At 67.1% G+C, this 26,720-nt stretch carries 24 protein-coding genes and 1 tRNA gene; 11 read left to right on the forward strand and 14 right to left on the reverse strand.

Annotated elements, in window-relative coordinates:
- Nucleotides 1-23 precede the first annotated feature (23 nt).
- Together cysN and cysD are read right to left on the reverse strand one after the other, a co-directional pair.
- Nucleotides 24-1,961: a sulfate adenylyltransferase subunit CysN gene (gene cysN, locus C7I84_RS07560; RefSeq protein ID WP_165816020.1), complete on the reverse strand. Its 1,938-nt coding sequence runs from the start codon at nt 1,959-1,961 to the stop codon at nt 24-26.
- A gap of 2 nt (nt 1,962-1,963) precedes the next feature.
- On the reverse strand, nt 1,964-2,869 hold the full coding sequence (gene cysD, locus C7I84_RS07565; RefSeq protein ID WP_106771562.1) for a sulfate adenylyltransferase subunit CysD: 906 nt from the start codon (nt 2,867-2,869) through the stop codon (nt 1,964-1,966).
- 329 nt (nt 2,870-3,198) lie between these two features.
- On the opposite strand from cysD, the gene C7I84_RS07570 reads away from it, so the two are divergent.
- The 6 genes from C7I84_RS07570 (at nt 3,199) to C7I84_RS07595 (ending at nt 5,984) form a co-directional block, all read left to right on the forward strand.
- Nucleotides 3,199-3,492, forward strand: coding sequence for a type II toxin-antitoxin system HigB family toxin (locus tag C7I84_RS07570; protein ID WP_106771563.1), 294 nt, complete (start codon nt 3,199-3,201; stop codon nt 3,490-3,492).
- Entirely contained in the window at nt 3,492-3,875 is a 384-nt protein-coding gene (locus tag C7I84_RS07575; protein WP_106771564.1) for a helix-turn-helix domain-containing protein, read from the forward strand. Before C7I84_RS07570 ends, C7I84_RS07575 begins: the two co-directional genes overlap by 1 nt.
- A gap of 92 nt (nt 3,876-3,967) precedes the next feature.
- The gene (locus C7I84_RS07580) at nt 3,968-4,399 is read left to right on the forward strand and encodes an antitoxin Xre/MbcA/ParS toxin-binding domain-containing protein (RefSeq protein WP_106771565.1); all 432 of its coding nucleotides are present in this window, start codon (nt 3,968-3,970) and stop codon (nt 4,397-4,399) included.
- A complete protein-coding gene (locus C7I84_RS07585; RefSeq protein ID WP_106771566.1) occupies nt 4,400-5,089 on the forward strand; it encodes an RES family NAD+ phosphorylase in 690 nt (229 codons plus the stop codon).
- 141 nt (nt 5,090-5,230) lie between these two features.
- Nucleotides 5,231-5,623 carry a type II toxin-antitoxin system RelE/ParE family toxin gene (locus C7I84_RS07590; RefSeq protein WP_106771567.1) on the forward strand — a complete coding sequence of 131 codons (393 nt, stop codon included), beginning with the start codon at nt 5,231-5,233 and terminating at the stop codon, nt 5,621-5,623.
- A 64-nt stretch (nt 5,624-5,687) separates the two neighbouring features.
- Complete coding sequence (locus C7I84_RS07595; protein WP_106771568.1) at nt 5,688-5,984, forward strand: helix-turn-helix domain-containing protein; 297 nt, start codon at nt 5,688-5,690, stop codon at nt 5,982-5,984.
- 119 nt (nt 5,985-6,103) lie between these two features.
- On the opposite strand, the gene C7I84_RS07600 is transcribed toward C7I84_RS07595, so the two are convergent.
- Entirely contained in the window at nt 6,104-6,700 is a 597-nt protein-coding gene (locus tag C7I84_RS07600; protein WP_106771569.1) for a biotin transporter BioY, read from the reverse strand.
- Nucleotides 6,701-6,822: 122 nt separating this feature from the next.
- On the opposite strand from C7I84_RS07600, the gene C7I84_RS07605 reads away from it, so the two are divergent.
- Nucleotides 6,823-7,722 carry an MBL fold metallo-hydrolase gene (locus tag C7I84_RS07605; protein ID WP_106771570.1) on the forward strand — a complete coding sequence of 300 codons (900 nt, stop codon included), beginning with the start codon at nt 6,823-6,825 and terminating at the stop codon, nt 7,720-7,722.
- Nucleotides 7,723-7,726: 4 nt separating this feature from the next.
- On the opposite strand, the gene C7I84_RS07610 is transcribed toward C7I84_RS07605, so the two are convergent.
- Together C7I84_RS07610 and C7I84_RS07615 are read right to left on the reverse strand one after the other, a co-directional pair.
- Complete coding sequence (locus tag C7I84_RS07610) at nt 7,727-8,506, reverse strand: DUF1499 domain-containing protein (RefSeq protein ID WP_106771571.1); 780 nt, start codon at nt 8,504-8,506, stop codon at nt 7,727-7,729.
- 107 nt (nt 8,507-8,613) lie between these two features.
- The gene (locus tag C7I84_RS07615; protein WP_106771572.1) at nt 8,614-10,245 is read right to left on the reverse strand and encodes a long-chain-fatty-acid--CoA ligase; all 1,632 of its coding nucleotides are present in this window, start codon (nt 10,243-10,245) and stop codon (nt 8,614-8,616) included.
- Between the two features lie 162 nt (nt 10,246-10,407).
- Here C7I84_RS07615 and C7I84_RS07620 point away from each other — a divergent pair, with 162 nt between their 5' ends.
- Both C7I84_RS07620 and C7I84_RS07625 read left to right on the forward strand, forming a co-directional pair.
- Entirely contained in the window at nt 10,408-10,851 is a 444-nt protein-coding gene (locus tag C7I84_RS07620) for a hypothetical protein (RefSeq protein ID WP_106771573.1), read from the forward strand.
- Nucleotides 10,852-10,943: 92 nt separating this feature from the next.
- Nucleotides 10,944-11,324, forward strand: coding sequence for a DUF427 domain-containing protein (locus C7I84_RS07625; RefSeq protein ID WP_106771574.1), 381 nt, complete (start codon nt 10,944-10,946; stop codon nt 11,322-11,324).
- Here the strand turns inward: C7I84_RS07625 and C7I84_RS07630 are convergent.
- The 3 genes from C7I84_RS07630 to ppdK form a co-directional block, all read right to left on the reverse strand.
- Nucleotides 11,311-12,429 carry a nucleotidyltransferase family protein gene (locus tag C7I84_RS07630; RefSeq protein WP_106771575.1) on the reverse strand — a complete coding sequence of 373 codons (1,119 nt, stop codon included), beginning with the start codon at nt 12,427-12,429 and terminating at the stop codon, nt 11,311-11,313. The genes C7I84_RS07625 and C7I84_RS07630 overlap by 14 nt on opposite strands.
- Before the next feature lie 183 nt (nt 12,430-12,612).
- Entirely contained in the window at nt 12,613-13,344 is a 732-nt protein-coding gene (locus C7I84_RS07635) for a polysaccharide deacetylase family protein (protein ID WP_165816029.1), read from the reverse strand.
- A 117-nt stretch (nt 13,345-13,461) separates the two neighbouring features.
- Nucleotides 13,462-16,128 (reverse strand): pyruvate, phosphate dikinase, encoded by a 2,667-nt coding sequence (gene ppdK / locus C7I84_RS07640; protein WP_106771577.1) that lies wholly within the window; start codon nt 16,126-16,128, stop codon nt 13,462-13,464.
- 170 nt (nt 16,129-16,298) lie between these two features.
- Here ppdK and C7I84_RS07645 point away from each other — a divergent pair, with 170 nt between their 5' ends.
- Complete coding sequence (locus C7I84_RS07645; protein ID WP_106771578.1) at nt 16,299-16,643, forward strand: VOC family protein; 345 nt, start codon at nt 16,299-16,301, stop codon at nt 16,641-16,643.
- Nucleotides 16,644-16,992: 349 nt separating this feature from the next.
- Nucleotides 16,993-17,067, forward strand: a tRNA-Gln gene (locus tag C7I84_RS07650).
- Between the two features lie 50 nt (nt 17,068-17,117).
- Here C7I84_RS07650 and C7I84_RS07655 read toward each other — a convergent pair.
- The 6 genes from C7I84_RS07655 to smc form a co-directional block, all read right to left on the reverse strand.
- A complete protein-coding gene (locus tag C7I84_RS07655; protein ID WP_106771579.1) occupies nt 17,118-18,449 on the reverse strand; it encodes a virulence factor family protein in 1,332 nt (443 codons plus the stop codon).
- Nucleotides 18,446-21,067 carry a bifunctional lysylphosphatidylglycerol flippase/synthetase MprF gene (gene mprF / locus C7I84_RS07660; protein ID WP_106771580.1) on the reverse strand — a complete coding sequence of 874 codons (2,622 nt, stop codon included), beginning with the start codon at nt 21,065-21,067 and terminating at the stop codon, nt 18,446-18,448. Before mprF ends, C7I84_RS07655 begins: the two co-directional genes overlap by 4 nt.
- 428 nt (nt 21,068-21,495) lie before the next feature.
- Nucleotides 21,496-21,921 (reverse strand): type II toxin-antitoxin system VapC family toxin, encoded by a 426-nt coding sequence (locus C7I84_RS07665; protein ID WP_106771581.1) that lies wholly within the window; start codon nt 21,919-21,921, stop codon nt 21,496-21,498.
- A complete protein-coding gene (locus C7I84_RS07670) occupies nt 21,918-22,229 on the reverse strand; it encodes a type II toxin-antitoxin system Phd/YefM family antitoxin (protein WP_106771582.1) in 312 nt (103 codons plus the stop codon). The genes C7I84_RS07665 and C7I84_RS07670 overlap by 4 nt, the downstream gene beginning before the upstream one ends.
- A gap of 79 nt (nt 22,230-22,308) precedes the next feature.
- Nucleotides 22,309-22,923, reverse strand: a complete 615-nt coding sequence (locus C7I84_RS07675) for a dihydrofolate reductase family protein (protein WP_106771583.1) — start codon at nt 22,921-22,923, stop codon at nt 22,309-22,311.
- Between the two features lie 293 nt (nt 22,924-23,216).
- A complete protein-coding gene (gene smc / locus C7I84_RS07680; protein WP_106771584.1) occupies nt 23,217-26,675 on the reverse strand; it encodes a chromosome segregation protein SMC in 3,459 nt (1,152 codons plus the stop codon).
- Nucleotides 26,676-26,720 lie beyond the last annotated feature (45 nt).

Consider the following 26,720-nt stretch of genomic DNA (forward strand, 5'->3'; position numbering starts at 1 on the left):
TCCGCCCTAAGAGCAGGACAATCTCAAATCCCGGCGCCGTCGTCGAACTGCTGGCCGGCCTGGTCGCGGCGGTCGAGCCAGCGCTCGATCTCCTCGACCAGATCCTCCGGCGCGCGGCCGACGGTCTTCAAATGGATCTCCGGCCGCTCCGGCGCCTCGTAGGGCGAATCGATGCCGGTGAAATTCTTGATCTCGCCGGCCAGCGCCTTGGCGTAGAGGCCCTTGGAATCGCGCCGGGTGCATTCCTCGATCGGCGTGTCGACGAAAATCTCGGCGAACTCGCCGTCCTCGAACAGCCGGCGCGCCATGTCGCGCTCGGCGCGGAAGGGCGAGATGAAGGAGACGATCACCATCAGCCCGGCATCGACCATCAGCTTCGCCACCTCGGCGACGCGGCGGATGTTCTCCACCCTGTCGGCCTCGGTGAAGCCGAGGTCGCGGTTCAACCCATGGCGGACATTGTCGCCGTCGAGAATGTAGGTGTGGCGCCCGGCAGCGTGCAGCTTCTTTTCCAAGAGGTTGGCGACGGTCGACTTGCCTGAGCCGGACAGGCCGGTCAGCCACAGTGCCGCCGGCTGCTGGTTCTTGGCGGCGGCGCGCGACTTCCTGGTGACGTCGAGCGACTGCCAGTGGATGTTGTCGGCGCGCCTGAGCGGATGCAGGATCATGCCGGCACCGGCGGTCGCATTGGTGATGCGGTCGATCAGGATGAAGGCGCCGGTGGCGCGGTTGGCCGAAAAGCTGTCGAAGGTGATCGGCGCCTGCAGCGCGATCTTGACCTCGCCGACCTCGTTCATGGCGAGCGACCTGGCCGGCTGGTGCTCCAGGCTGTTGACGTCGAGGCGATGCTTCAGCTCGGTGACCGTCGCGCTCGCCTGGTCGGTGGCGGTGCGCAGGATATAGGAGCGGCCGGGCAGCATGGCCTGCTCGTCGAACCAGACGACGGTGGCGGCGAACTGGTCGGCCACGTCCGGGCGGGCGGAAGGCGCCGCCAGCAGATTGCCGCGCGACACCTCGACCTCGTCCTCGAGCAGCAGCGTGACCGCCTGCCCCTCGACGGCGCGCCGCAGGTCGCCGCCGGCCGTGACGATGCGGCGTACGCGCGACTTCTGGCCGGACTTCGCCACCACCACCTCGTCGCCGGCGGCGATCGAGCCGGACGCCACCGTGCCAGCGAAGCCGCGGAAGTCGAGATTCGGCCGGTTGACATACTGCACCGGGAAACGGAACGGCCGCTCGGCGGAAGCGCCGTCGACGTCCACCGTCTCCAGATGCTCCAGCAGCGTCGGCCCGGAATACCAGGGCGTGTTGTCCGAGCGCTGCGAGACATTGTCGCCGTAGCGGGCCGAGATCGGGATCGGCGTGACCGAAGCGAAGCCGAGCCCACGCGCAAAGGCCGAATAGTCCTCGGCGATACGGCCGTACACGCCGGCGTCGAAGCCGACCAGGTCGATCTTGTTGATCGCCAGCACGATGTGCCGGATGCCGAGCAGCGAGGCGATGATGGAATGGCGCCGCGTCTGCCGCAGCACGCCCTGGCGCGCGTCGATCAGCACGATGGCGAGATCGGAGGTCGAGGCGCCCGTCGCCATGTTGCGGGTGTACTGCTCGTGGCCGGGCGTGTCGGCAACGATGAACTTGCGGCGCGGCGTCGCGAAGAAGCGGTAGGCGACGTCGATTGTGATGCCCTGCTCGCGCTCGGCCTCCAGCCCGTCGACCAGCAGCGCGAAGTCGACCTCCTCGCCGGTGGTGCCGTGACGACGCGAATCGCGCTCCAGCGCGGCGAGCTGGTCCTCGAATATCTGGCGCGTGTCGGACAGAAGCCTGCCGATCAGCGTCGACTTGCCGTCGTCGACCGAGCCGCAGGTGAGGAAGCGCAGCAGCGACTTCCGGGTCTGGTCGGCGGCATCGAGGGGATCGATGACGGTGCCGACCAGCGCGTCCGCTTTGAGATGGCGCATCTTCAGAAATACCCTTCGCGCTTCTTCTTTTCCATCGAGCCGGCCTCGTCGCGGTCGATGGCGCGGCCCTGCCGCTCGGAGGTGGCGGCCGCCAGCGTCTCGCCGACGATGCTTTCGAGATCGGCGGCGTCCGACTCGATGGCGCCGGTCAGCGGATAGCAGCCGAGGGTGCGGAAGCGGACCATGCGGTTCTCGACCGTCTCGCCCGGACGGAGTTCCATGCGATCGTCGTCCTTGAGGATGAGCATGCCGTCGCGCTCGACAACCGGCCGCTGCTTGGCGAAGTAGAGCGGCACGATCGGGATATTTTCGCGTAGGATGTATTGCCAGATGTCGGCCTCGGTCCAGTTGGACAGCGGGAAGACCCGGATCGACTCGCCGGGGGCAACGCGGGTGTTGTAGATGTTCCACATTTCCGGCCGCTGGTTCTTCGGGTCCCAGACGTGGCTGGCGTTGCGGAAGGAGAAGATGCGCTCCTTGGCGCGGCTCTTCTCCTCGTCGCGTCGCGCCCCGCCGAAGGCGGCGTCGAAACCGTATTTGTCGAGCGCCTGGCGCAGCGCCACCGTCTTCATGACGTGGGTGTGCGTGTTCGAGCCGTGCGTGAACGGGCCGATGCCGTCGCGCACCCCGTCCTGGTTGATGTGGACCAGAAGGTCGAAACCGAGCTTGCGCGCCATCTCGTCGCGGAACGCGATCATCTCGCGGAACTTCCATGTCGTGTCGACATGCAGGAACGGAAAAGGCGGCTTGGCCGGATAGAACGCCTTCATGGCCAGATGCATGAGCACGGAGGAATCCTTGCCCACCGAATAGAGCATCACCGGCTTGGCGAAGGTCGCCGCGACCTCACGAAAGATATGGATCGACTCGGCTTCGAGCCGATCGAGATGGGAAAGCTTTGCCAGCATGATGGTCCACTGCGAGACGGCGGGCCGGCCGGAACAGGGCGGCCCGGCCCAATATCCGGATTGGCTGGCAGTCTCGCAGAAAAGCGGCTCGTCTCAAGGAGAGGCCTACCAAAAAGCCGGCGGATCGAGGGTTTCACTTCCGCCCGCGACACATTCTATGGAATCTTGTTCCTGCGTTTTCTGCGTACTCGACAGACCCAAGGAAATTCTTTCCTTCAACTTCCTGTGCGTCGGACCACTAGCCCGGCTGCGGTACGTGGATAGTATCACAATTCCACAAAATGGAACCTAGCCCTTGTTCCATATGTGGGAACGTATTACTATTTGCCATGCAGGTCGTGAGCCGCAAGACGCTGGTCGCCTTCTGGGAAAAACACCCAAGAGCCGAAGCTCCGCTGTCGACCTGGTTCGTTGCCGCAAGAGCCGCGGAATGGAAGACCCCGCAGGACATCCGCAACGATTTCAGTTCCGTCGATTTCGTCGGAGACAATCGCGTCATCTTCGATATCGGGGGCAACAACTACCGGCTGATTGCTCACGTGAGCTACACCTACAAGAGCGTGCTCATAAAGTTTGTCGGCACCCACGCCGAATACGACAGGATAGACCCGGAGAAAGTCTAATGGAAAACATACGACCCATCCGCACCGAGGACGACTACGATTGGGCGATCGCCGAGGTGACGAGGTATTTCGAGAATGAGCCCGCCCCGGGCACTCCCGACGCGGACCGTTTCGTCCTGCTGACCGATATTATCGAGGCCTACGAGGACAAGCACTATCCGATCAAGGCTCCCGATCCCGTCTCCCTGATCGCCGACTATCTCGAGCGAACCGGCAAGAAGCAGGCCGCATTGGCCGAGATCATCGGATCGAAATCGAGAGCGTCGGAAATCATGAACCGGAAGCGCGCACTCAATATCGCACAAGTCCATGCTATCTCCGCGGCATGGAAGCTTCCGGCCGACGAACTGGTCAAGCCGTACCATCTCGATGGTGAAGCGTGAGCGTGCTGGCGCCACACTACGGCGAGCTGCGGCAGGCTCTTGTATTTCTGCCAATTGGCAGTATATTTCATGCCAGTTGACGGAGATCGGAAATGTCCCTCGCCCCCGCGACTCAAGACCCCCAGGTTCTGCCGGCAAATCTCGCCGATCAGACAGCACGTGCGCGGCTCACGCCGGCGGCGGTCGCCGGTGTCGTCAGGCTCGCCGACATCTGGCGCCTGACCAGCGCCGAGATCTGCACGTTGGTCGGCGACGTGTCGGAGCGAACCTGGTTCCGCATGAAGAAGGGCGAGTGGGACGGCGTGCTCTCCCAGGATTCGCTGACACGGGTCAGCGCGCTGGTCGGCATCTTCAAGGGCTTGCGGCTCTTGTTTTCGGAACGGCTGGCCGACGAATGGGTGCGGCTGCCGAACAAGGGACCGCTTTACGGCGGCCGGCGGCCCCTCGACGTGATGATCGAAGGCGGCATTCCCAGGCTGCTGCAGGTCCGTCAGCACATCGACGCCTTGCGCGGCGGACTTTGAATGCTGGTCCCGCCACGCGCCGACATTTCGCAGCGCGACACGATCCGGCTGATCTCGACGGGCAGGCTCAAGCAGCCCGTGCTGTTGCCGCTGGCCGCGAACCGGGAAGAGCTGGAGAACCTTGCGGAACTCGAAGGCGCAACCAGCGGCCGCCTGCAGGCGCAGGAAGGCGGCCTGCCCGACCTCGATCCGCGCGAGCTGGTGTTCGGCAGGCCGGGTTACACCTTCGTCAATGCCGCCTTCGCCTATACCCGCCCCGGCGGCAACCGCTTCAACGACGACGCGCGGGGCGCGTGGTACTGCGGCTTCGACGCCGACACGGCGCTCGGCGAGGTGTCGTTCCACCTGACGCGCGAGCTCGCCGCTGTCGACCGGTTCGACAATGTCACCGACTATGCCGAGCTCGTGGCCGATTTCGTCGGCTCGTTCCACGATCTGCGCGGCTCTGAATTCAGCGAGCACCCGGTGCTCGACCCGGACACCGAGGTCGCCTATCCCGCCGGCCAGGCGTTGGCGCGGCATCTACGGAAGGAGCTGGCGGCGATCGGCCTCGTCTATCCGTCCGTGCGGTATGCCGGCGGAACCTGCCTCGCCGCCTTCCATCCCGATCTCGTCCAGAACCTGCGGCAGGGAGGGATATGGCGCCTGGAATGGCGGGGGTCGCCGATCCCGACGATCACGGGCGTATAGCGGATAGTGGCGCCGGCATTCTGACGGACAACCCGGTCAGGAGCGCGATTGCGGTGCCGGTCTCAAAGGACCACCCCATCGCCAAGAAAATCTTGCGTCGCTGCCACCGGATGGCGCCCGCACCATCAAATCAGAACGGCAATGCCATATCTGTCCGTTGAGTTTGGTACGGCATTGCCGTATATTGCCAAAGTGCACACCGTTCTCACCACCCCTTATTTCGATAGGGAAGCTGACCGCGTCGGGCTGACGTCCGAGGAGTTGACGGAGATCGTTTCGACCATTGCCGCCGATCCTCTGGCCGGCGATTTGATGCAGGGCACGGGCGGCGCGCGCAAATTGCGCCATGCTGGTCGCGGTTTCGGCAAGAGCGGCGGCTATCGCACCATTCATTACTTCGGTGGCGATGACGTGCCGGTGTTCCTTCTGTCGGTCTACAGCAAGGGCGAGAAAGGCAACCTGTCGAAGCAGGAGCGGAACGAACTTGCGAAGCTGCTCCCGACGATCGCCGACAGCTACCGAGCCCGGAGATAGGCACCCTGGTCGGGGCAGAATCAAGTCAAGTGCGGCCTAGCCGCAGTCTGGAAAGGAAAAGGTTATGTCCAAGTTCGGAAAGGGTCTGATCGAGAGCGCCAGCCAGGCGGTGGCCATTGCAAAGGGCGAAATGAAGCCCGGCCGCGTGTTCGAAGGCTCAAGCGTCGATGTGGCGGCTATCCGCAAATCCCTGGGGCTTTCGCAGGTCGGTTTCGCCGAGAAATTCAACCTGTCGCCGGCCACCGTGCGCGATTGGGAACAGAAGCGCCGGCACCCGGACAAGCCGGCCGAAAACCTGCTGCGCGTGATTGCCAGCAATCCGGAGGCGGTGGAAGCGGCACTTGCCGGAAAGAACCGTTGAATAACGAAATCCGGTTTCCCGCTGCGTGGAGGGTAGCGCCACCGCAAGTTTGCGTCTCTCCAAACCCCGACGGCCGCGCGGGCGCGCGGCCGTCGGCTGAAATGCTCGGACTGGCCCGCTCAGCGGCGATTGGGCAGCAGCGCCCAGATGGCCGGCGGGATGGCGGCAGCGAGCGCCACCTTGATCAGGTCGGGCACGATGAAGGGCACCACGCCGAACTGCCACGACTTTTCGACGCCGATCAGGCCGGCGAGCCAGGCGAAGCCCATGGCCATCATCACCACCTCGGCCACCAGCAGCGCGCCGAACAGCTTGAACGGGCTGCGGTCCCAGCCGCGGTCGGCGGCCCAGCCGGCGATCGCCGCCATAGCGACGAAGCCGGCGAGATAGCCGCCGGTGGAGCCCAGCATATAGGCGAGGCCGATACCCTTCTCGGGCGTGCTCTGGAACACCGGCAGGCCGGCGGCACCCTCGGCGAGGTAGAGCAGCAGCGTGGCGACCGCAAGGCGGCGGCCATAGGCAACGGCGATCAGCATGATCGCCAGCGTCTGCAGCGACATGTCGACCGGGCCGAGCACCACCTTGGTCTTGGCCGAAAGCGTGAGGAGCAGCGTGCCCAGAACGGCCAGGACGATTTGCGTCGCCAGTCGCAGGGCCGGGTTTTCCGGCAGCGCCAAGGAAACGAGCGGACGGGCCGCGGTGACTGCTGTTGCCATATCGATCCCCATTCTCCAGGTCGGCGGCACGCCCGCCATTCGGCTTCCGGTATATTGGCTTCCGTGTTATGCGGCAAACCGTTTTTCGGGGCCGCGCCCCGTTGCAGGCGGAAGGCGGTCCGATGGAATTCGACACCAAATTCGACCCCAGGCATGGCCAGGCCGTCGAAGTCGCGAAGGGCGTGCTGCGGGTGACGGCGCCGAACGCCAGCCCCTTCACCTTCCACGGCACCAACAGCTACATCGTCGGTACCGACACGCTGGCCGTGATCGATCCCGGCCCGAATGACGAGCAGCATCTCGCCGCCCTCGTCAAAGCCATCGACGGACGCCCGGTCAGCCATATCTTCGTCAGCCATACGCATCGCGACCACTCGCCGCTGGCGCGGCCGCTGGCGGAGCGGACGGGCGCGACGGTGCTGGCGGAAGGCCCGTACCGGCCGGCGCGCATCGCCCAGGTTGGCGAGGCCGACCGGCTCGACGCCAGCAACGACGTCGAGTTTTCGCCCGATCATGCGCTTGCCGACCAGGAGTTGGTCGAGGGTGACGGCTGGGCGCTGCGCACCGTGCTGACGCCCGGCCACAGCGCCAACCACGCCGTGTTCGCGCTGCAAGGAACGGGCATCCTGTTTTCCGCCGACCATGTCATGGGCTGGTCGACGACCATCGTGGCACCGCCCGACGGCGCCATGGCCGACTACATGGCCTCGCTCGAGCGCCTGCTCGCACGCGACGACCGCCTGTTCCTGCCCGGCCATGGCGGCCCGATCGGCAATCCGGCGGCCTTCATGCGCGGCCTGCGCACGCACCGCAGGATGCGCGAGCGCACCATCCTCGAACGGGTGATGCAGGGCAACCGGAAAATTCCGGACATCGTCGCGGCGATCTACCGCGACACCGATCCCCGCCTGTTCGGCGCCGCCGGTCTGTCCGTCTTCGCCCATCTGGAGGACCTGGTGGGGCGCGGCGCCGTCGCCACCGACGGGCCGCCGTCGCTGCATGGCGAGTTCCGGCCGGGCTGAGGCGCTACTCGACCGCCACGGCGGTCGTCCTGCGGATCACCTCCGCGTCGAGTTCCGCCAGAAAGGCGGATATCCGCGCCGCGTTGTCGCCGAGGTCGTGGCGCCCGTAACGCCAGGCCGAGCGCATGTCGACATAGGTCGGTCCGGCCTCGTCGGTGAGGCGGACCGAGACATCCACCGGAAGCGCGATCAGCGGCGTCGCCGCTTCCGCCTCGATCGTGACCTCGCCGGGCGGATGCTCCAGCCCGCCGGGGCGGAAGCGCCAGCCCTTGGCCGCCATGACGGCTTCCACGACTTCGAGCGCCTGGTCGAAAGGCAGGTCGTAGCGACGACCGGTGACGTTCGGATAGGCGCGCGCCTGCTCGGCCGCCGCGGCCGGCGCGATCGGCAGCACCCGGTTCATGCCAGAGCCGCGCGCGGCCGCCGCCTGGACCAGGCTGGGCGGATCGGCGGTGTCGGTCGAGATGTCCGCCAGCATCGGCAGGACGGCGGCGCGGTAGCCGGCGAACAGGAACGGGGCAAGCACGATCAAGGCGAGAAGCGTGCCGACGCCGAGGTCGAAGCCGCCGAGGTCGCCGTCGTTCCAGAATCGATGGAAGGCGACGCCGGCAAAGACCAGCGCCGCGCAGGCGATCGCCGGGACGAGGGTCAAGACGGTCAGGAACGCCGGCGTGTCGAGCAGGCCATAGCGGTGCGAGAGACCGGCGGTGACGGAAAGAACAAGGGCGAAGGCGCCGGTCCTCCGCGCCCAACCCGCCGCCCGCCGTTCCAGAACCGCCGCCATGCAATCCGCTGTCCGTGACCGCCGCCAAAGGGTGCTGCCCGGCAGCGGCTGACGCACACTCATTATCAGCCGCCCATCGCGGCAACAATGCGCCCGCGCCTTCCCGCTCACGCATCCGTCGGCAGGCGAAAATCCCTGAACTGTTCGCGGAGCGCCGTCTTCCTGATCTTGCCGGCGGCGGTGTGCGGGATCTCGTCGACGAACACCACCTCGTCCGGCATCCACCACTTCGCCACCTTGCCGTCCATGAAGGCGAGGATGTCGGCCTTCTCAGGCTCCTTGCCCGGCTTCCTCACCACCACCAGCAGCGGCCGCTCGTCCCAGCGCGAGTGGCGCACGCCGATCACCGCGGCTTCGGCCACGTCGGGATGGCCGACCGCCAGGTTTTCCAGGTCGATGCTCGATATCCACTCGCCGCCGGACTTGATCACGTCCTTGGCCCGGTCGGTGACCTGCATGTAGCCGCAGGCGTCGATATGGGCGACGTCGCCGGTGTCGAACCAGCCGTCTTCGTCGAACTGCTCCTTGCCGTCGCCGCCATAATAAGCGGCCGCGACAGCCGGCCCGCGCACCTTCAGCCGGCCGAAGGTTTTTCCGTCCCACGGATGGTCATGATCGTCGTCGTCCGTCACCTTCATCTCGACGCCGAAGGGCGCGTGGCCCTGCTTCTGCTGCACCGCCAGGCGCTCTTCCCCCTCGAGCGCGTCGTAGTCCGGCTTCATCGTGCACAGCGAGCCCAGCGGCGACATTTCGGTCATGCCCCAGGCGTGGATGACCTCGACCCCGTAATTCTCCTGGAACTTCCGGGTGATGGCGAGCGGACAGGCAGCCCCGCCGATCACCACTTTCCCGAGATGCGGCAGCATGCTGCAGGTCTCCTCCAGATATTGCAGCAGCATCAGCCAGACGGTCGGCACGGCCGCGGAGAAAGTCACCTTCTCGGTGTCCAGCAGCTCGTAGATCGAGGCGCCGTCCATCTTGCCGCCCGGCATGACGATCTTTGCGCCGACCATCGGGCAGCTCTGCGCCAGCCCCCAGGCGTTGGCATGGAACATCGGCACGACCGGCAGCACCACGTCGCGCGCCGAGATGCCCATGGCGTCGGGCATGGCAGCCATCATCGCGTGCAGCACATTGGAGCGGTGGCTGTAGACGACGCCCTTGGGATTGCCGGTGGTGCCGGAGGTGTAGCACATGCCGGCCGCCGTGTTCTCGTCAAAGCTCCGCCAGGCGAAGTCGCCGTCGGCCTCGGCCAGCCATTCCTCATACGGCATGACATCGGGCAGGCTGGTCTGAGGCATGTGCGCCCGGTCGGTAAGCACCACCACCTTCCGAACCGACTTGACGGAGGGCACGATCTTCTCCGCCAGCGGCAGGAAGGTCAGGTCGACGAACAGCAGCCGGTCCTCGGCATGGTTCATGATCCAGGCGATCTGGTCGGGGAACAGGCGCGGATTGAGCGTGTGGTAGATGCCGCCCATGCCCATGATGCCGTACCACGCCTCCAGATGCCGGGCGGTGTTCCAGGCGAGCGTGGCGATGCGGTCGCCGACACGATAGCCGTCGCGCTCCAGCCGCTGCGCCACCTTTAAAGCGCGGGTCCGTATCCCGGCATAGGTCGTGCGCACGACCGGCCCCTCGACCGATCGCGACACCACCTCTCGCCCGCCATGCTGGGCGGCGGCGTGGTCGAGAATCTTGTGGCAGAGCAATGGCCAGGGCTGCATCAGACCGAGCATCGGGGTTCCTCCTCTTGTTCGTTCCCGCCGGAAGATTGCGGCGCAACCCCTTCCCTGTCCAGAGCCGGTTTCCGCAGCGTAGCCGGTCCGTGCCACATTGCGGCCAATGTCGGCGCCAACATGGAAAACGGGCGAGGTTGGTTAACAGGCGCGAGGTTTGTCATGGACGCGCAGAAAAAACCCGTCGACGAGCAGAAGTCCGTCGAAGAGCACGGCAACGCCGAAGAACTCCGGCAAGCGGCAAAGGCGGAAGCAGCCACACCGGCGGCCGAAGGCGAAATCGCTCCCGCTGCCGAGGCGGAATCCATCGCCGCCACCGAAGCGGATGCCGTCAGCGAAGGCCAGTTCGAGGAGATCGCCGTCCAGGCGCTGGAAGGCGTCGGCGGCACCATCCTGTTCAGGATGCGGATCGACGGCGGCGCGGAGAGCCAGCACGTCGCGGCCGGCGCGGTCGGCGACGGCGAGGCCCGGCAGTTCCTCATCCTGTCGATGCCCACGGCCGGCGGCGAATTGCGGGTCGAGCCGGCGGGCGACAGCGACAATCCGGTCGCCGGCATCGCCGCCTCCTATGCCGGGCTGGCGGACGTGTTCGCGGCCGCCGCATAAGCGGCCTTGCGCGCTGCCGCGACGACCCCACATCAAGGCGATCGCATCGGCCGCACGGCCGGATACGACCACAGGACCGAAAGGATCGCCCGATGACACGCTCGAATCCGGCCCCGGGCTTCGCCCGCAATCCATCCAAGGTGATCACCATCGAAGCCCATGACGGCGAGGTGACGGTGAGCGCCGGCGACGTGCCGATCGCAAGGTCGGCAAGCGCCAAGATTCTGGCGGAAACGCCCTACGCGCCGGTCTTCTACATTCCTTTTTCGGACATCGATTTCGGCAAGCTGTCGAAGACAGATCATTCGACCCACTGCCCCTACAAGGGGGATGCCAGCTACTGGAGCATCGAGGCGCTCGGCGAAGCCGGCAGGAACACCATGTGGGCCTATGAGGCACCGTTCGACGAGGCCATTGCCATCAAGGACCACGGCGCCTTCTATCCCGACAAGGTGACGATCAGGACGGCCTAACCGGCTTGCCGGCCAGTTGGACGGGCATTCCGGCCAGGCCGATATCGTCCGATGAAACGCCGAATTGCGGCGCCCATCGCTCCGCCGCCTCGTCGAGCATGCCGCCGATTTCGGACGTGAGCCTGGTCTTGCCGAGCGTCAGCGCGTGGCGCCAGGTTGGACCGCGCTGCCATGCCTCCATCCAGGCTTCGATCAACTCGAACCCATTGAGCCTCACCAGGGCTTCGATCAGGAAAGACGCCTGCCCCAGATCCTTGGCCGCCTTCTCCCTGTCCTTGCGCCGCGTCGCGACGATCAGCTTGTGGATCGCGTACCGCGTCGGAGCGGGAACGGTGACCGGCACGCCGCCGCCATAAAGCAACACGGATCGAGCGGGGTGGCGGATCAGGAAATCGAGAAAGCGCAGCGGCTGCGCCGCCGTGCCAGCAAGGGCGGGCATCGTCGAGGGCTTGCCGGAATGGTCATCCGAGCCCCTGTTCGGAACGAGAAACTCGATCTTGTAGCCGCGCGCATTCACATAGCTGGTGGTTTTGCGCCCGTCCGTCATGTTGGATACCGCTCGAAACGACAGGTCAATCTGCGCGATCTTTTCGAGAACCGGTGACATATTGTCGTCGATAGCGATCGAGATGCCGTGATCCTGAGCGAGATCGATGTCGCCGGTCTGCAGATACCGCTCAGGGCGCGCTCCTACCAATCCCGGATAGGTCTGGAACGCAATCGTTCCGATCAGAACGCCGCGCAGGCGAAAGAACCCGGCCCTGGCGATCTTGTCGACCAGCGCGCCCGTCATCGCGTCTGGCACCGGAAGGCCGGCAGCCCGAAGCATGCGAACCGCTTCCAGGCGGGCCTTCAAAGCCGTCTTGTTACGGTCGAATGCTTCCACTCGGGATGAAATCGCCTCGTCAGAAGCGGGGCCGACATATTTGCGCGACTTCTTGCCCGTCAAAGGTTCGTAGCCGTCGTAGTACCAATAATCCCGGCCCTTGACCGTGCTCCTGGAAAAACTGCCGTTTTCCGGAAACGCCTCGTCGAAGGCTGCATCCAGGGTACGTTGATTGAGATCGGCGAATACGGTTTGAGTTGCCTGATCGATCGGTTGCATGGCTAGTTATAGGAAAATCCGGATTTTCCTATAACTAGCTTCCCCAATGAATCATCGCCAGGCAAAAAGAGTTATAGGAAAGCCCAGATTTTCCTATAACCATTTTATATCAATTAGATGCCCGAATTTAGCGACCCAAGGGCCTAAGGCACCTCCAGAAGAATTTCGCCATGGTCTCTCCGCTCAGTCATCCATCTCGTAGCTGCCGTCGCGGTCGGCGTCGTCCAGGCGCACGAAGGTGACGCCGCGCGCCTTCAGCTTGAGCAGGCCCTTCACCAGACCCGCGCCTGCCGAACGCGTCGGCTGGTTGATGTGGGCGATCAGCACGTCGCCGTCCTTGGCCGCCGCCACCCGCCTTTCGGTGCTGCCGGCCGAAAGCAGCGCGCCGCCGTCGGCATTGATCGAATAGCCGGCGACGTGGAAGCCGAGCGCCTTGATCTCTGCGATCGCCGTCCGGCTGTATTTTGCGGTCGCGCCGCGGAACCAGCGCGGCTGGGCGAGCCCGGCTGCGATGATCGCGGCCGCGCCGTCGTTGATCTCCGAGGCAACCGCCGCCGGGCTGCCGGCGGAGCGGATGCCGTAGATGCGCATCGGCGCGTCCACGGCCGGAATGTGCCGGTCGCCATGGTTCTCGATCTCGAACAGGTCGGGATGCGCGCGCATCACGGCAAGCGCCTCGGGATTGCGCTTCAGCCACAGCCCGGTGACGAAGATGGTGGCCGGGATGCGGTGTTCGACCAGCGCCGCCAGGATGCGGTTGTCGGTGCGGCCGCCGCAGGCGTCGAGGGTGAGCGCCACCCGAGTCTCGCCGGCCGCTGACGACTTCAGATGCAGGGAGGGCTCCACCAGGGCACCGGCCCGTGCGGACAGGGCAGTTCCCAGCAGCACCGCCGCGACGACAGTCGATCGAAGCATGGAGATCATGAAAACGCCTTGAGGAAGGATCGCGGTCCCGATCCTCCTGCTTCGCGTCCATTTTGCGGCATCCGCAAGCCCGGTGTCGCGCACGGCGGGGCAGTCACTGCGAAGTGATCAGCCGCCCTTCCCCACCGCCGCCTGCGCGGCCGCCAGCCGGGCGATCGGCACGCGGAAGGGCGAGCACGACACATAGTCCAGACCGACCTTCTCGCAGAAGCGGATCGAGGCGGGGTCGCCGCCGTGCTCGCCGCAGATGCCGAGTTTTATGCCGGGCCGCGTGCTTCTTCCCTTCTCCGCCGCCATCGCCACCAGCTCGCCGACGCCGTCGACGTCGATCGACACGAACGGATCCTGGTCGATGATGCCCTTCTGGCGATAGGTCTCCAGGAACGGCGCGGCGTCGTCCCGGCTGATGCCGAAGGTGGTCTGGGTGAGGTCGTTGGTGCCGAAGGAGAAGAATTCCGCGGTCTCGGCGATCACGTGGGCGCGGATGGCGGCACGCGGAAGCTCGATCATCGTGCCGGTGAGATAGTCGACCGAAACGCCGGCTTCCTCGATCACGCTTTTCGCCACAGCATCGATGCGCGCCTTCACATAGTCGAGCTCCTTCTTCAGCCCGACGAGCGGCACCATGATTTCCGGCACCACCGGGCTGCCGGTCTTGCGGCCGGCCTCCACCGCCGCCTCGAAGATGGCGCGCGTCTGCATCTCGGCGATCTCCGGATAGGAGACGGCGAGCCGGCAGCCGCGATGGCCGAGCATCGGATTGAACTCGTGCAGCGCCTCGGTGCGGTGCCGCAGCTTGTCGGCAGGCACGTTCAGCACCGCCGCCACCTCCTCGAATTCCTTCTCGGTCTTGGGCAGGAACTCATGCAGCGGCGGGTCGAGCAGGCGGATGGTGACCGGCAGGCCCGCCATGATCTCGAACAGCTCGACGAAGTCGGAACGCTGCATCGGCAGCAGCTTGGCGAGCGCGGCGCGCCGGCCCTTCTCGTCCTCGGCGAGAATCATCTCGCGCATGGCGACGATGCGGTCGCCGTCGAAGAACATGTGCTCGGTGCGGCACAGCCCGATGCCCTCGGCGCCGAAGGAGCGGGCCATGCGCGCGTCGGCGGGCGTCTCGGCATTGGTACGCACCTTCATGCGGCGCGCCTTGTCCGCCCATTCCATGATGGCTGCGAAATCGCCGGAGAGCTCCGGCTGCAGCATGGCGACCGCGCCCTTCAGCACCTGGCCGGTGCCGCCGTCGATGGTGACGACGTCGCCGCCCTTCAGCGTGTGGCCCATGGCCACCAGCGTTCCCGCGCGGTAGTCGACACGCAGCGAGCCGGCGCCGGAGACACAGGGCTTGCCCATGCCGCGCGCCACCACGGCGGCATGGCTGGTCATGCCGCCGCGCGTCGTCAGAATGCCTTCGGCCGCATGCATGCCGTGGATGTCTTCCGGGCTGGTCTCGACGCGCACCAGGATAACCTTGCGGCCGGCCTTCCTCGCCTCCTCCGCCTCGTGGGAGGAAAACACGATCTCGCCGGTCGCCGCGCCCGGCGAGGCCGGCAGGCCGGTGCCGATGACGTTGCGCTCGGCCTTCGGATCGATGGTCGGATGCAGCAGCTGGTCGAGCGAGGCCGGGTCGATGCGCAAAACCGCCTCGTCGCGGCTGATCAGCCCTTCATTGGCCATGTCGGCCGCCATCTTCAGCGCCGCCTTGGCCGTGCGCTTGCCCGAGCGGGTCTGCAGCATCCACAATTTTCCGCGCTCGATGGTGAATTCGAGATCCTGCATGTCGCGGTAGTGCCTTTCCAGCCGCTCGCAGATGTCGACGAACGAGGCGAACGCCTCCGGCATCAGCTTCTGCAGCGACGGCCGGTCGGAGCCGGCGGCGATGCGCGCCTTCTCGGTGATGTTCTGCGGCGTGCGGATGCCCGCCACGACGTCCTCGCCCTGCGCATTCACCAAAAATTCGCCGTAGAGCGCCTTCTCGCCGGTCGACGGATTGCGCGTGAACGCCACGCCGGTGGCGGAGGTCTCCCCCATGTTGCCGAATACCATGGCCTGCACGTTGACCGCCGTGCCCCAGCTTTCGGGGATGTCGTGCAGGCGGCGATAGGTGATGGCGCGTGCGTTCATCCAGCTGGAGAACACCGCACCGATGGCACCCCAGAGCTGCTCGTCCGGATCTTGCGGGAACGGCTTTCCCAGTTCCTCCTCGACCCTGTCCTTGTAGAGCGCGATCACCTCCTGCCATTGCCCGGCCGAGAATTCGGTGTCGAGTTCGTAGCCGAGCCGCGCCTTCTCCTCCTCCAGGATCTCCTCGAACAGCTCGTGGTCGAGGCCGAGCACCACGTCGGAATACATCTGGATGAAGCGGCGGTAGCTGTCATAGGCGAAACGCGCGTCGCCGGAATCCCTGGCCAGCGCCTCGACGGTGACGTCGTTGAGGCCGAGGTTAAGCACGGTGTCCATCATGCCCGGCATGGAGGCGCGCCCGCCGGAGCGCACCGACACCAGCAGCAGCTTCTCGGGGTCGCCGAAGCGGCGACCGGCTATCCTGCCGACCTCGGCGAGAGCCGCCTTCACCTGCCCGGCCAGCTCCTCCGGATGGCCGTTGCCGTTGGCATAGTAGAAATTGCAGGCTTCCGTGGTGATGGTGAAGCCGGGCGGCACGGGCAGGCCGAGGCTGCACATCTCGGCAAGGTTGGCGCCCTTGCCGCCGAGCAGGTTCCTGTCGCCGGCGCGGCCTTCCGCCGCTCCGTCACCGAAGGTGTAGACCCACTTGGTCATGCTCGCTCCTTGCCGGCTGGCATCGAGGCAGCGATAGGATGCTGCGCTGCGAAAGGCAAGCGCCGGAGGGCGCCGCTAACCCCTACAATCGATTAGAAATTCCGGCTTTTTCGGGGCTTGCCGCCGGCACTCCGTTCTTGTAGAACATACAGAGAACGAGGAGTTGCGTGATGAAACAGACCGGAAAGCTCGATTACCTCGAAATGGCCGCCCCGCGCGGTACGCTGGACAGCGTCAAGGCGTTCTACAGCGCCGCCTTCTCCTGGTCCTTCACCGATTACGGCCCGACCTACTCGGCGTTCGACGAAGGGCTGGAAGGCGGCTTCCAGGCCGAAAGCACCGAAGCCGCGCAAAGGCCGCTGCCCGTCCTCTACTCGGAGGTGCTGGAGGAGACGCTGGCGGCGGTCGAGGCGGCGGGCGGAAAGATCGTCAAGCCGATCTTCTCCTTCCCCGGCGGCCGGCGTTTTCATTTCACCGACCCGGCCGGCAACGAACTGGCAGTGTGGGGCGAGTAGAGCGCGATCCAGCCCTCCCCCTCAAAGGCGCATACGGAACTACCCCCACCCCTAACCCCTCCCCACAAGGGGGAGGGGGGACCGGCTGGGCTCCGCCAGACGCCAATCGTCGACGATTTCGCATGGCATTGCGGCCGCAAAGTCCCCCTCCCCCTTGTGGGGAGGGGTTAGGGGTGGGGGTAAACCCATATGCGATTGCCCTTCTACCTCAAGGGATTCAAGATGGAGGATTGGCCGCCGCGCCGCCGGCGCTCGGCACGACTGTCCTGTTCGCCGCCGTTGCGTCACGATTGCGCTTCACCGACACTCTGCCTATAAGGCGGCGTCTCCGGCGCGCGCGCCGGGCTGCTGGGGCGTAGCCAAGCGGTAAGGCAGCGGTTTTTGGTACCGCCATTCCCTGGTTCGAATCCAGGCGCCCCAGCCAAAACTAAAAGGTCCGGTCCGGACGGGTTCCCGAGTGGATCGGCAGCCGCCCTACCCCCTCATCCTGTCCAGAAACCGCTGCGCCAGCGCCTCGTAGTTGCCGTCGAAATGATGGCCGCCGGAGGTTTTTATCACCGTCGTGTCCTTCAGCGCCGGATCGGGGCAGGCGCTGTCGTCCTCGTCCTCGCCGTAGACGCACATTACGCTTGCCGCCGGCAGCGCGGCGATCGCCGGCACGATGCGGTAGCCGCTGTTGTCGATGCCGAGCCAGCCCGAGATGGTGACCTGGAAGGAGGTCGTCTGCCCCGGCGCCATCAGCGCGATCAGCTTGGTGCGCTCCTGCAGCGGCTTTGGCAGCAGCGGATAGGCGAAGGGGATCGTGTCGGCGCCGAAGGAATAGCCGATCAGCATCACCGGCAGCTTGCGGCTTGGGTCGGCCCGCCGCAGCATGTCGGCGATGTCGGTCGCCAGCTCCTGCGGCGTGCGCCTGGCCCAGAAATAATGCAGCGCGTCGAGGCCGACCACATGCACGCCCTGGGTGGCGAGCCACTCGCCCACCGACTTGTCGATGTCGCGCCAGCCGCCGTCGCCGGAGACCAGCACGGCCACGGCGGTCGGCTTGCCATGCGCCGGCAGGTCGACGGCCGGCAGGTCGCCGAACGGCTGGTCGGCATCGGCGATCTGCGCGACCGCGTCGGCGATCTGCGCCGGCTCGCCGCCCTCGGCGAGGGTGTCGACTGTGATGTTCTCCCGGGCGTGGACGCGGTTCAGTGCGTCGTCGAGCGTATCGGACGGCACGAACAGCCAGGCGGGACCGGGAAGGTCTATGTCGAAGCCGTAGCTGAAACCGCCGTCGTCGCGTTTCCTGGAGGAAGCGCCGGGGCAGAAGGGCAGCTTCAGGTCGAGCCGGTTGGTAAAGCCGGAGGCGACGGCGCCGCCGAGCGTGTTGGCCGGCGAGTCGGCCAGCGCCGCATAGGCGAAGGTGGCGCCCTGCCCCGAGCCGACGACGATCGGCGGCATGTAGGTCTGGATGTCGAGCTGGCGCTGCGCCGTCTGGGCCAGATCGGTGATCTCGCCGACGACATACAGGCATTCGCCGTCGTCCGCGTCGAGCTTTTCGGCGTAGCGGGCGAGATCGACCGCCAGCACCACGTCGCCCTGCGATCGCAGCGCCTCGACCACGGCGTCGTCGGAAGGCTTCCAGCCCGCTCTATCCGACAGATAGACCACCAGCGCGTCCGGCGCGTCGTCGGGAACATGGATCGGCACGTTCTCCAGGCGGCCGGCCGACACGGTCCGCGCGGCCGGGTCGGCCGTCGCGGCAAAGGCCAGCGCGGCGGCCAGCAGGCCCGCGCCGACGAGGAAAACGGCAAAAAATCTCATCGCTTGAATATCCTGATCGGATTGCCGGAAATGAGGCTCGTCACGTCGACCAGCACCTGCGGCAGCGCCAGCCCGTTCGGGCAGGCAAGATATTGCGGCGTCCAGACGGGATCGAATTTCTGCTTGAACGCACGCAGCCCCTCGAAATTGTAGAATTCGTCGCCGCGCCGGTAGATGAAGGTGCCGAGCCGGTTCCAGGTCGAGGCCAGCGGATGGTCGGCAAGGCCCGCCAGCGGCGCCGCGCCGAGATTGAACCAGCGATAGCCCTCCGCCTTGCCGTAGAGCAGCAGTTTCGCAAACAGCGCGTCCATCAGGATCTTCGAGACGCCGTGGCGGTAGCGCATGAGGTCGACCGACAGCTCGCTGTTGCCGCTGCCCCGCCACAGATTGGCGAAGGCGACGATCTCGCCCTGCTTGCGGATTACCGCGCAGTCGAACTCGGCGAGATAGTTTTCGTCGAAGCGGCCGAGCGAAAAGCTCTTCTCGCGGCCGGATTTCGTCGCAAGCCAGGCGTCGGAGACGGCGCGCAGCTCGGGCAGGACGGCCGGCACGTCGGCCTGGGGCACGACGGAGAAGTCCAGCCCCTCGCGTTCGGCCCGCTTCTCGGCATAGCGGAAATCCTGGCGGGCCGAACCCTGAAGCGAGAACCGGGCGAGGTCGACGCGCGCCACCTCGCCCGTCTTCAGGATCGCCAGGCCGAGGTCGAGATAGGTGGTGAGCAGGTCCGGGCCGATGGCATAGAAGACGGCGCGCGCCCCGGCGCGGTCGGCGGCCTCGGCGAACTGCCAGACGAGGCCGCGCGCGGCTTCCGCCTCGCCGACCGGATCGCCCAAGGTGATCCAGCTGCGGCCGGCGATGCCGTACATGATGAACGCCTTGCCGTCGGGCGACAGCATGAACCGCTTGTCGCCGAGCAGCGCCAGCGCCGGATGGGTATCGCTGCTCTGCGCGACCAGCCGGCGCACGGCGTCCGGCACCGGCTGCGGCGTCTTGCTTGGCCGGGGCTGGTGCGGCCGGTTGATCAGCGCGTCGATGGAGAGCGCGGCCGCCACGACCACCAGCGCCAGCGTGGTGCGCAGGAAGCGAGGGGCGTCGCCGCCCCAGGCGAACTCCCACCACAGCGAAGACTGGTACTCGACATGGCGATAGGCGAGGAAACCGACCAGCGTGAGCACCGACAGCACGATGACGATCAGCGCCAGCCAGGTCGGCGTCGGCCGGAACGAGCGCCAGTTGCCCTTGCGGTAGAACACTTTCGGATAGGCGAACAGCAGGCCGGCGACGAGCATGAGGATGGCTGCCTCCTCCCAATCCAGCCCCTTGAGCAGCGAGAAGCAGGCGCCCGCCAGCAGCAGCAGGATCGAGGCGATGCGGGCAAGCGCGATGCGCCGGTAGAGCCCGCGCGCCAATACGATCAGCATCAGCCCGACCAGGCTCGCCAGCAGGTGCGAGGCCTCGGCGAAGGGCAGCGGCAGCACATGGCTGAGGAAGCCGATGCGCTCGTCCTCCGCCGGCAGGTTGCCGGACAGCAGCAGCACCACGCCGCCGCAGAACACCAGCGTCGCCGACAGCGGCGCAACGACCGGCCGCATGACCGAGGCCGCACGCCGCGACCCGGACAGAACGGCGGCGCGCGCCCGGTAGGCTTCGAAGGCGAGCAGCGCAACGCCGGCGAAAGCCAGCGGGATGGCGTAATAGACCAGCCGGAAGACGATGAGGGCCGCCACCACGTCCGGACGCGTGCCGGCGCCGAGCCCGACCAGGATCGTCGCCTCCAGCACGCCCAGCCCGCCCGGCGCGTGGCTGAGCACGCCGGCGGCGATGGCGGCGACGAACAGCAGCAGGAAGGTGGCGAAACCCGGCGCCACATCCGCCGGCAGCAGCACGTAGAGCGCGCCGGCCGCCGCGGCGATGTCGATAACGGCGACGAGTATCTGGGCAAGCGCGCTGCGGGCCGACGGCAGCGGCAGGCGCCAGCCGAACAGGGCGATCTCGCGCACGCCGCGCGACAGCCACAGGATGACCGCGGCGAACGCTACCAGGATGGCGGCACCGATCGTGCGGTCGGCGTTCGCCGACAGGCCTTTCAGGAACGCCACGCCCGCCGGATCGAGCACCAGCGCCAGTCCGGCCAGCACGACGATGCCGCAGCTGAAAGCGAGGAAGGAGACGCCGACGATGCGCCCGACATCAGCGGCGTCGAGTCCCGCCGCCTGGTAGATGCGGTAGCGCACCGGCCCGCCGACGACGACATTGAAGCCGACCGCGTTGGAAATGCCGTAGCCGACCAGTCCGGCGAAGGCGGCGAGCCGGTCCGGGACGCGTCCGGCGGCGACGCGGCGTGCCGCCATCACGTCATAGAGCGCCATCGCGGCGAAGCTGACGACGGTGAGCGCCAGCGACTGGACGACCGCGGCGGGCCTGGTTTGCGCCAGCGCGGCACGGATGTCGTCGAGGTGCACGCGGCCGGAAATCTGATGGATCACCACCAGCGCCACCACCACCAGCCCGGCACCGAACAAGGGCCCGAGCACGCGCGGCTCCAGCAGCCCGACCACGACCTGCTGGACGCTCCTGCGGCCGCCGGCTTTCTCGACGGCCGTCTCCGCCTGTTGCATGGTTTCCAGTTCCTGTCGTGGAATGCCCGTCAGACGCGCGCCGCACTGGCGGCGGGCCGCTTTCGCCCGCCCGTGCCCGGGTCATGCCTCGGGGACAGCTCCTTGCGGGCTGCAACGGCATCGGCAACAATTGCACTGCGCGTCATGGCATTCCCCGATGATGGATCCGGCCGCGTGCACACCAATTGCAGCGCGGCCCCATCGAGCGCGAAGCGCGGCGACCCGCATTTCACGCGGTTCCTCCGCTGCTCTCGCATTGAGGCAGAACTAGAGCCGCCCGCGCGGCTTTTCAAATAACGGAAAAATAAACAGACACGCGCTTGAACAAGCCACAATCGGTCTCATTGCCGGTGAATTGTGGCGACAGTCGCCACAAAGAGGCGGCGGAAGACCGGTCCGGCGCGTCCGGTGCAGGATGCCGGAGCAGATCAATCCAGCCAGGGATTGCATACCGGCGCGCGGGCCTTTTCGTAGTCGGCCGTATCGCGCGTGACCAGGATCAACCCATGATGCAGGGCGGTCGCGGCGATGATCAGATCGGGCTGAGAAAAAGTATGGCGGGACTTGCGTCCTTCCTCGACGAGCACCCGCCATTTGAGCGTGACGTCCTCGGTGACCGGCAGCACACGCCCGTCGAACATCGGCCTCAGCCGGTGCGACAGCCAGTCGTGCAGCTCGGCGCGGCGGCCAAGGTCCTCGAGCCGTTCGATGCCGAAGCGGATTTCGGCGAAGGTCACCGCGCTGACAAACAACGTTTCCAGCGATTGGGCCGACACGAAGGCGATGACTTTCGGTTCCGGCCGCGGTCGGCGAAGCTCCGACAGGACATTGGTGTCAAGAAGCCAACCGCTCAAAGGACCACGTCGCGCACCGGCATTGGCGTGCGCTCCGGCGCGATCTCCACGTCGCGGTGCGGCGAAGCCTGCATGGCCGCGATCAGAACCTCGCCCGTTGCGCCGCCCTTGAGCCGCCGGAACTCCTCGGCGGCGATGACCACGACTTCCTCGCGCCCATGCACGGTGACGTGCTGAGGCCCATCGCTGCGGACACGGCGCACCAGTTCGCTGAACCGTGCCTTGGCGTCCTGCAGGGCCCATCTGGCTGCAGGCAGCCCCACCTCGCCGACACGAGGCCTGATTGTTCTTGCAACTTTTCTGGTCATGCTGACTAGAATATCTCCGAATGAGCCGGAATTCAAGGCTGGCGCGCCGTTCCGCCACCAGCCTTGAAGCGGGCGCCATCTATTCCAGGGCGAAGGAACCCTGTTTGACGGCACCGTCGCGCACATAGGTGCTGATGACCACACCGGTGGTCGAGGCCTTGCTGTCGAGGAGCTTCATGCCGCCGGAGAGCGAGCCCTCGCCGAAAAAGCGCTTGCCGCCGCCGAGCACGACGGGAAAGGTCCACAGCCGGTATTCGTCGATCAGGTCGGCCTTGAGCAGCGCCTGGACGAGCTGGCTGCTGCCCTGGATGAGCAGGTCCGGACCATCCTGCCGCTTCAGCTTCGCGACGCCGGCGACAGCATCCTCGCCGAGCCATTCGGAGTTCTTCCACGACAGCGTCCGCGGCGTCGAGGTGGCCACGTATTTGGTGATTGCGTTGAACTTCTTGCCGATAGCATCGTCTTCCGGGACGCGCGGCCAGTGGGCGGCGAAGATGTCGTAGGTTTTTCGGCCGAGCAGCAGATCGAACGGCTGGCTGAAGGACTCGTCCATGATGCCGCCCATCATCTCGTCCCAATAGTGGAAGGTCCAGCCGCCGAACTTGAAGCCGCCGTCGGTGTCCTCCTCCGGGCCGCCGGGCGCCTGCATGACGCCGTCGATGCTGAGGAAGGTGGCTGCGATGACTTTTCTCATGATCTTTCTCTCCTCTTTATTACGACCATTCGCACCGCCCTCCACGAGCAAGGCGACGCACTCTTCGCCGCCCATGGCTGCGAAGCGAACCGCTCAATTGCCTCGGAGATATGTGCCGAATGAAGTCGGCCTAAGGACGGCCGGACGCGCGGCGTTCCGACACCGGCGTCGAAAATTTTTCAAGGAAGCGGCGCCCAGGGCGTAGCTGCAGGGGGACTGTTACTTTGTTGCCGCAGGACGGCGCGACGGTCCAGACCGAAGCAGGGGCAGAAAAAAGTAGCCGTCCCCGCTGCTTAGCTCGCCTCGCGCAGGCGCTCCGCCGTCTGCAGGTCGACGGAGACGAGCTGGCTCACGCCCTGCTCGGCCATGGTGACGCCGAACAGCCGGTTCATGCGCGCCATGGTGATCGGGTTGTGGGTGATGATGACGAAGCGCGTCTCGGTGGTGCGCGCCATCTCGTCCATCAGGTTGCAGAAGCGCTCGACATTGTGGTCGTCGAGCGGCGCGTCGACCTCGTCGAGCACGCAGATCGGCGCGGGATTGGTCAGGAACACCGCGAAGATCAGCGCCATCGCCGTCAACGCCTGCTCGCCGCCCGACAGAAGCGTCATGGTCTGCGGCTTCTTGCCGGGCGGGCGGGCGAGGATTTCGAGGCCGGCCTCCAGCGGGTCTTCCGATTCGATGAGCTGCAGCTCCGCCGTGCCGCCGCCGAACAAATGAGTGAACAGCCGCTTGAACTGCTCGTTGACGACCTCGAAGGCGGCTAGCAGCCGCTCGCGGCCCTCGCGGTTGAGGCTCTGGATCGCCTGCCTGAGCTTGCGGATCGCCTCCACCACGTCCTCGCGCTCCGACACGATCGTCTCCAGCCGCTCGGACAGCTCCTTCTGCTCCTCTTCGGCGCGCAGGTTGACGGCGCCGAGCCGCTCGCGCTCGATCTTCAGCCGCTCGAGCTGGCGCTCGACGTCGGGAATCTCCGGCAGGCGCGCGTCGGGCGCCAGCCCGGTCAGGCGGATGACCAGATGCGGCGGCGTGTTCAGCGCCTCGTGGATGCGCGCCTCGACCTCACGGCGGCGCTCGTCGGCGGCGGTCAGCCGCTCTTCGGCGCGGCCGCGCTCCTCGCGGGCGGAGGCAAGCGCCTGGATGGCGTCGGTGGCGGCCTTGTCCAGCCCCACCTGCCGGTTCTCGGCCTGCAGCAGCGCGTCGCCGGCCTGCTTGCGCGCCTCCTCCGCCCTGGCGAGCTCGGACAAGAGCGAGCGCCGGCGCTGGTCGATCTCGTCGGGCGCGTCCTCGATCTTGCGACGCTCGGCGTCGGCCTCGGCGCGCCGCTCGGCAAGGGCCGCGATCTGCGCGTCGGCATTCTCGGCCCGGCTCTTCCAGCCCGCTCGCTCCACCGCGATGGCGTCGATACGGCGCAGGCGCGCGGCGGTCTCGCGCTGCAGCCCGTCGAGAGCGGAGCGCGCCTCGGCCAGCGCCGAGCGATCGCGGGCGACGGCCTGCGCCGCCTGGTCGAGCCGCGCCTGCAATGCGGAAACGTCCGGCGCCTCGGCCCGGCGCGCCGTGGCTTCGGCAAGTGCCGCCTCGGCCTCGGTGAGATCGGCGCCGACGCGGGCCCGCGCCTCGTCCAGCGCGGCTCGACGCGCCGACAATTCGCCGGCGGCGCGCTCGGCCCGAGCCAGCGCCTCGCGCGCCTCGCCGACCGCGCGCTGGGCATTGCGCCACTGCTCGCGCGCCAGCCGCTCGGCCTCGGCCTCGGCCTTCACCGCCGCTTCCGTGGCGGCAAGTGCGGCTTCGGCGGCCTTGACGCGCTCGGCGGTGTCGCGCGCCTCGGTCTCCAGCTCCAGCAGCCGGTTCTTCTGGGCAAGCCGCTGCGCGGCCGCCGTCGGCGCATCGGCGCCGGCGACAAAGCCGTCCCAGCGCCACAACGCGCCTTTCCGGCTCACCAGCCGCTGGCCGGGCTTCAGCAGCTTCCGCAGACGTGCCCCGTCGGCGTCGTCGACCAGGCCGATCAGGGCGAGGCGACGGGCGAGCTGCGACGGCGCCCGCACCACCTCCGCCAGGCTCCTGACGCCCTCCGGCAGGGCCGGGTCGTCCGCCACGGCCGCGCTTTCGCCCCAATGCGCCGGGGCGCGGGTATCGAGCGGCGCGTCCAGATCCTCGCCGAGCGCCGCGCCCAGCGCCGTCTCGAAACCGCGCTCCACCGCGATCTGCTCCAGCACAGCCGGGTACTGCCCGCCGCCGCCGGCATTCAGCACCTTGGCCAGCGTGCGCGCCTCGGTCTCGATGCGGGCAAGCGCGGCGCGCGCCTCCTGCACCGGCGGCCGCGCCGCCGTTTCCGCTGCCCGCGCCCGGGCGACCGACGTCTCGGCGGCGGAGGTCGCCGTCTCGGCCGTCTCGGCGGCGGCAACCGCCCGATCGACCAGCACGCGCTTCTCCGCCGGGTCCGCCAGCGCGGCAATCCTGGCGCCGATCTCGCCGGCCTCGCGCTCAACCTCCGCCAGCTGCCGGGCAAAACGGTCGCGGCGCTCGGTGCTTTCGCGCAGGCTGCGCTCGATCTGGCCGATCGCCGCCTGCGCCTCGGCGCGTTGCGCCGTCAGCGCGGCGAGGCTAGCCTCGCTTTCGGCGAGCACCGAGGACGCGTGGTCGAGGGCCGCGCGCTTCTCCCGCTCCCGCTCGTCCGTCCCGGCATCCTCGCCGCGCAGCGATGTCTCCTCGGCGTCGAGGCGCGCCAGCACGTCGGCATTGTCGCTGACCATCCGCTCTTCGCGCTGGATGTCGGCGGCGAGCTGCGCCAGCCGGCGCTCCAGCTCGGCCTGGCGGTTGCGCATGCGCTCCGCTTCCTCGTCGAGCTGGGTGCGGGCGATCGACAGGCGCTGGAAGGTCGCGGCGGCGGCGGCCGACTTGTCGCGCAGCGCCGGCAGATGGTGGGCGCCGACGCCCTGCGCCTTGGCGGCCTCCATCTGGGCGGCGGCGCGCTCGGCGACCAGCGAGGTTGCGACCGCGAGCGCAGACTGGGCCTCGCCCTCCTGCGCCTTGGCGAGCGTCCAGCGCAGGTGCAGCAGCGTGGCCTCGGCCTTGCGAATATCGGCCGACAGGTTCTTGAAGCGGGCGGCCTGGCGCGCCTGGCGGCGCAGATTGTCGATCTGGCTCTCCAGCTCGCCGACGACGTCGTCGAGGCGCTCGAGATTCTGCTCGGCGGCGCGCAGGCGCAGCTCCGCCTCGTGGCGGCGCGTATGCAGGCCGGATATGCCGGCCGCCTCCTCCAGCAGCGCGCGCCGCGCCTGCGGCTTCGCCTGGATCAGCTCGCCGATGCGGCCCTGCCCGACCATGGAGGGCGAGCGCGCGCCGGTCGACTGGTCGGCGAAGAGGAGCTGCACGTCGCGGGCGCGCGCCTCCTTGCCGTTGATGCGGTAGACCGAGCCCGCCTCGCGCTCGATGCGGCGCGACACCTGCAATTCGTCGGCCTCGTTGAAGGGCGGCGGCGCGGTGCGGTCGGCATTGTCGAGGAACAGCGTGACTTCGGCGGTGTTGCGGGCCGGGCGGGTGCCGGAACCGGAGAAGATGACGTCGTCCATGCCGGACGCGCGCATGTTCTTGTAGGAGCTTTCGCCCATCACCCAGCGCAGCGCCTCGACGAGGTTCGACTTGCCGCAGCCGTTCGGCCCGACCACGCCGGTCAGGCCGCGCTCGATGACGAACTCGCCGGGCTCGACGAAGGACTTGAAGCCGACGAGGCGAAGGCGATTGAACTTCATGCCGGCGCTCTTCCCCTTCTCCCCTTGTGGGAGAAGGTGGCCGAT

Source organism: Kumtagia ephedrae, from assembly GCF_003012745.1.
GTDB classification, from domain to species: domain Bacteria; phylum Pseudomonadota; class Alphaproteobacteria; order Rhizobiales; family Rhizobiaceae; genus Kumtagia; species Kumtagia ephedrae.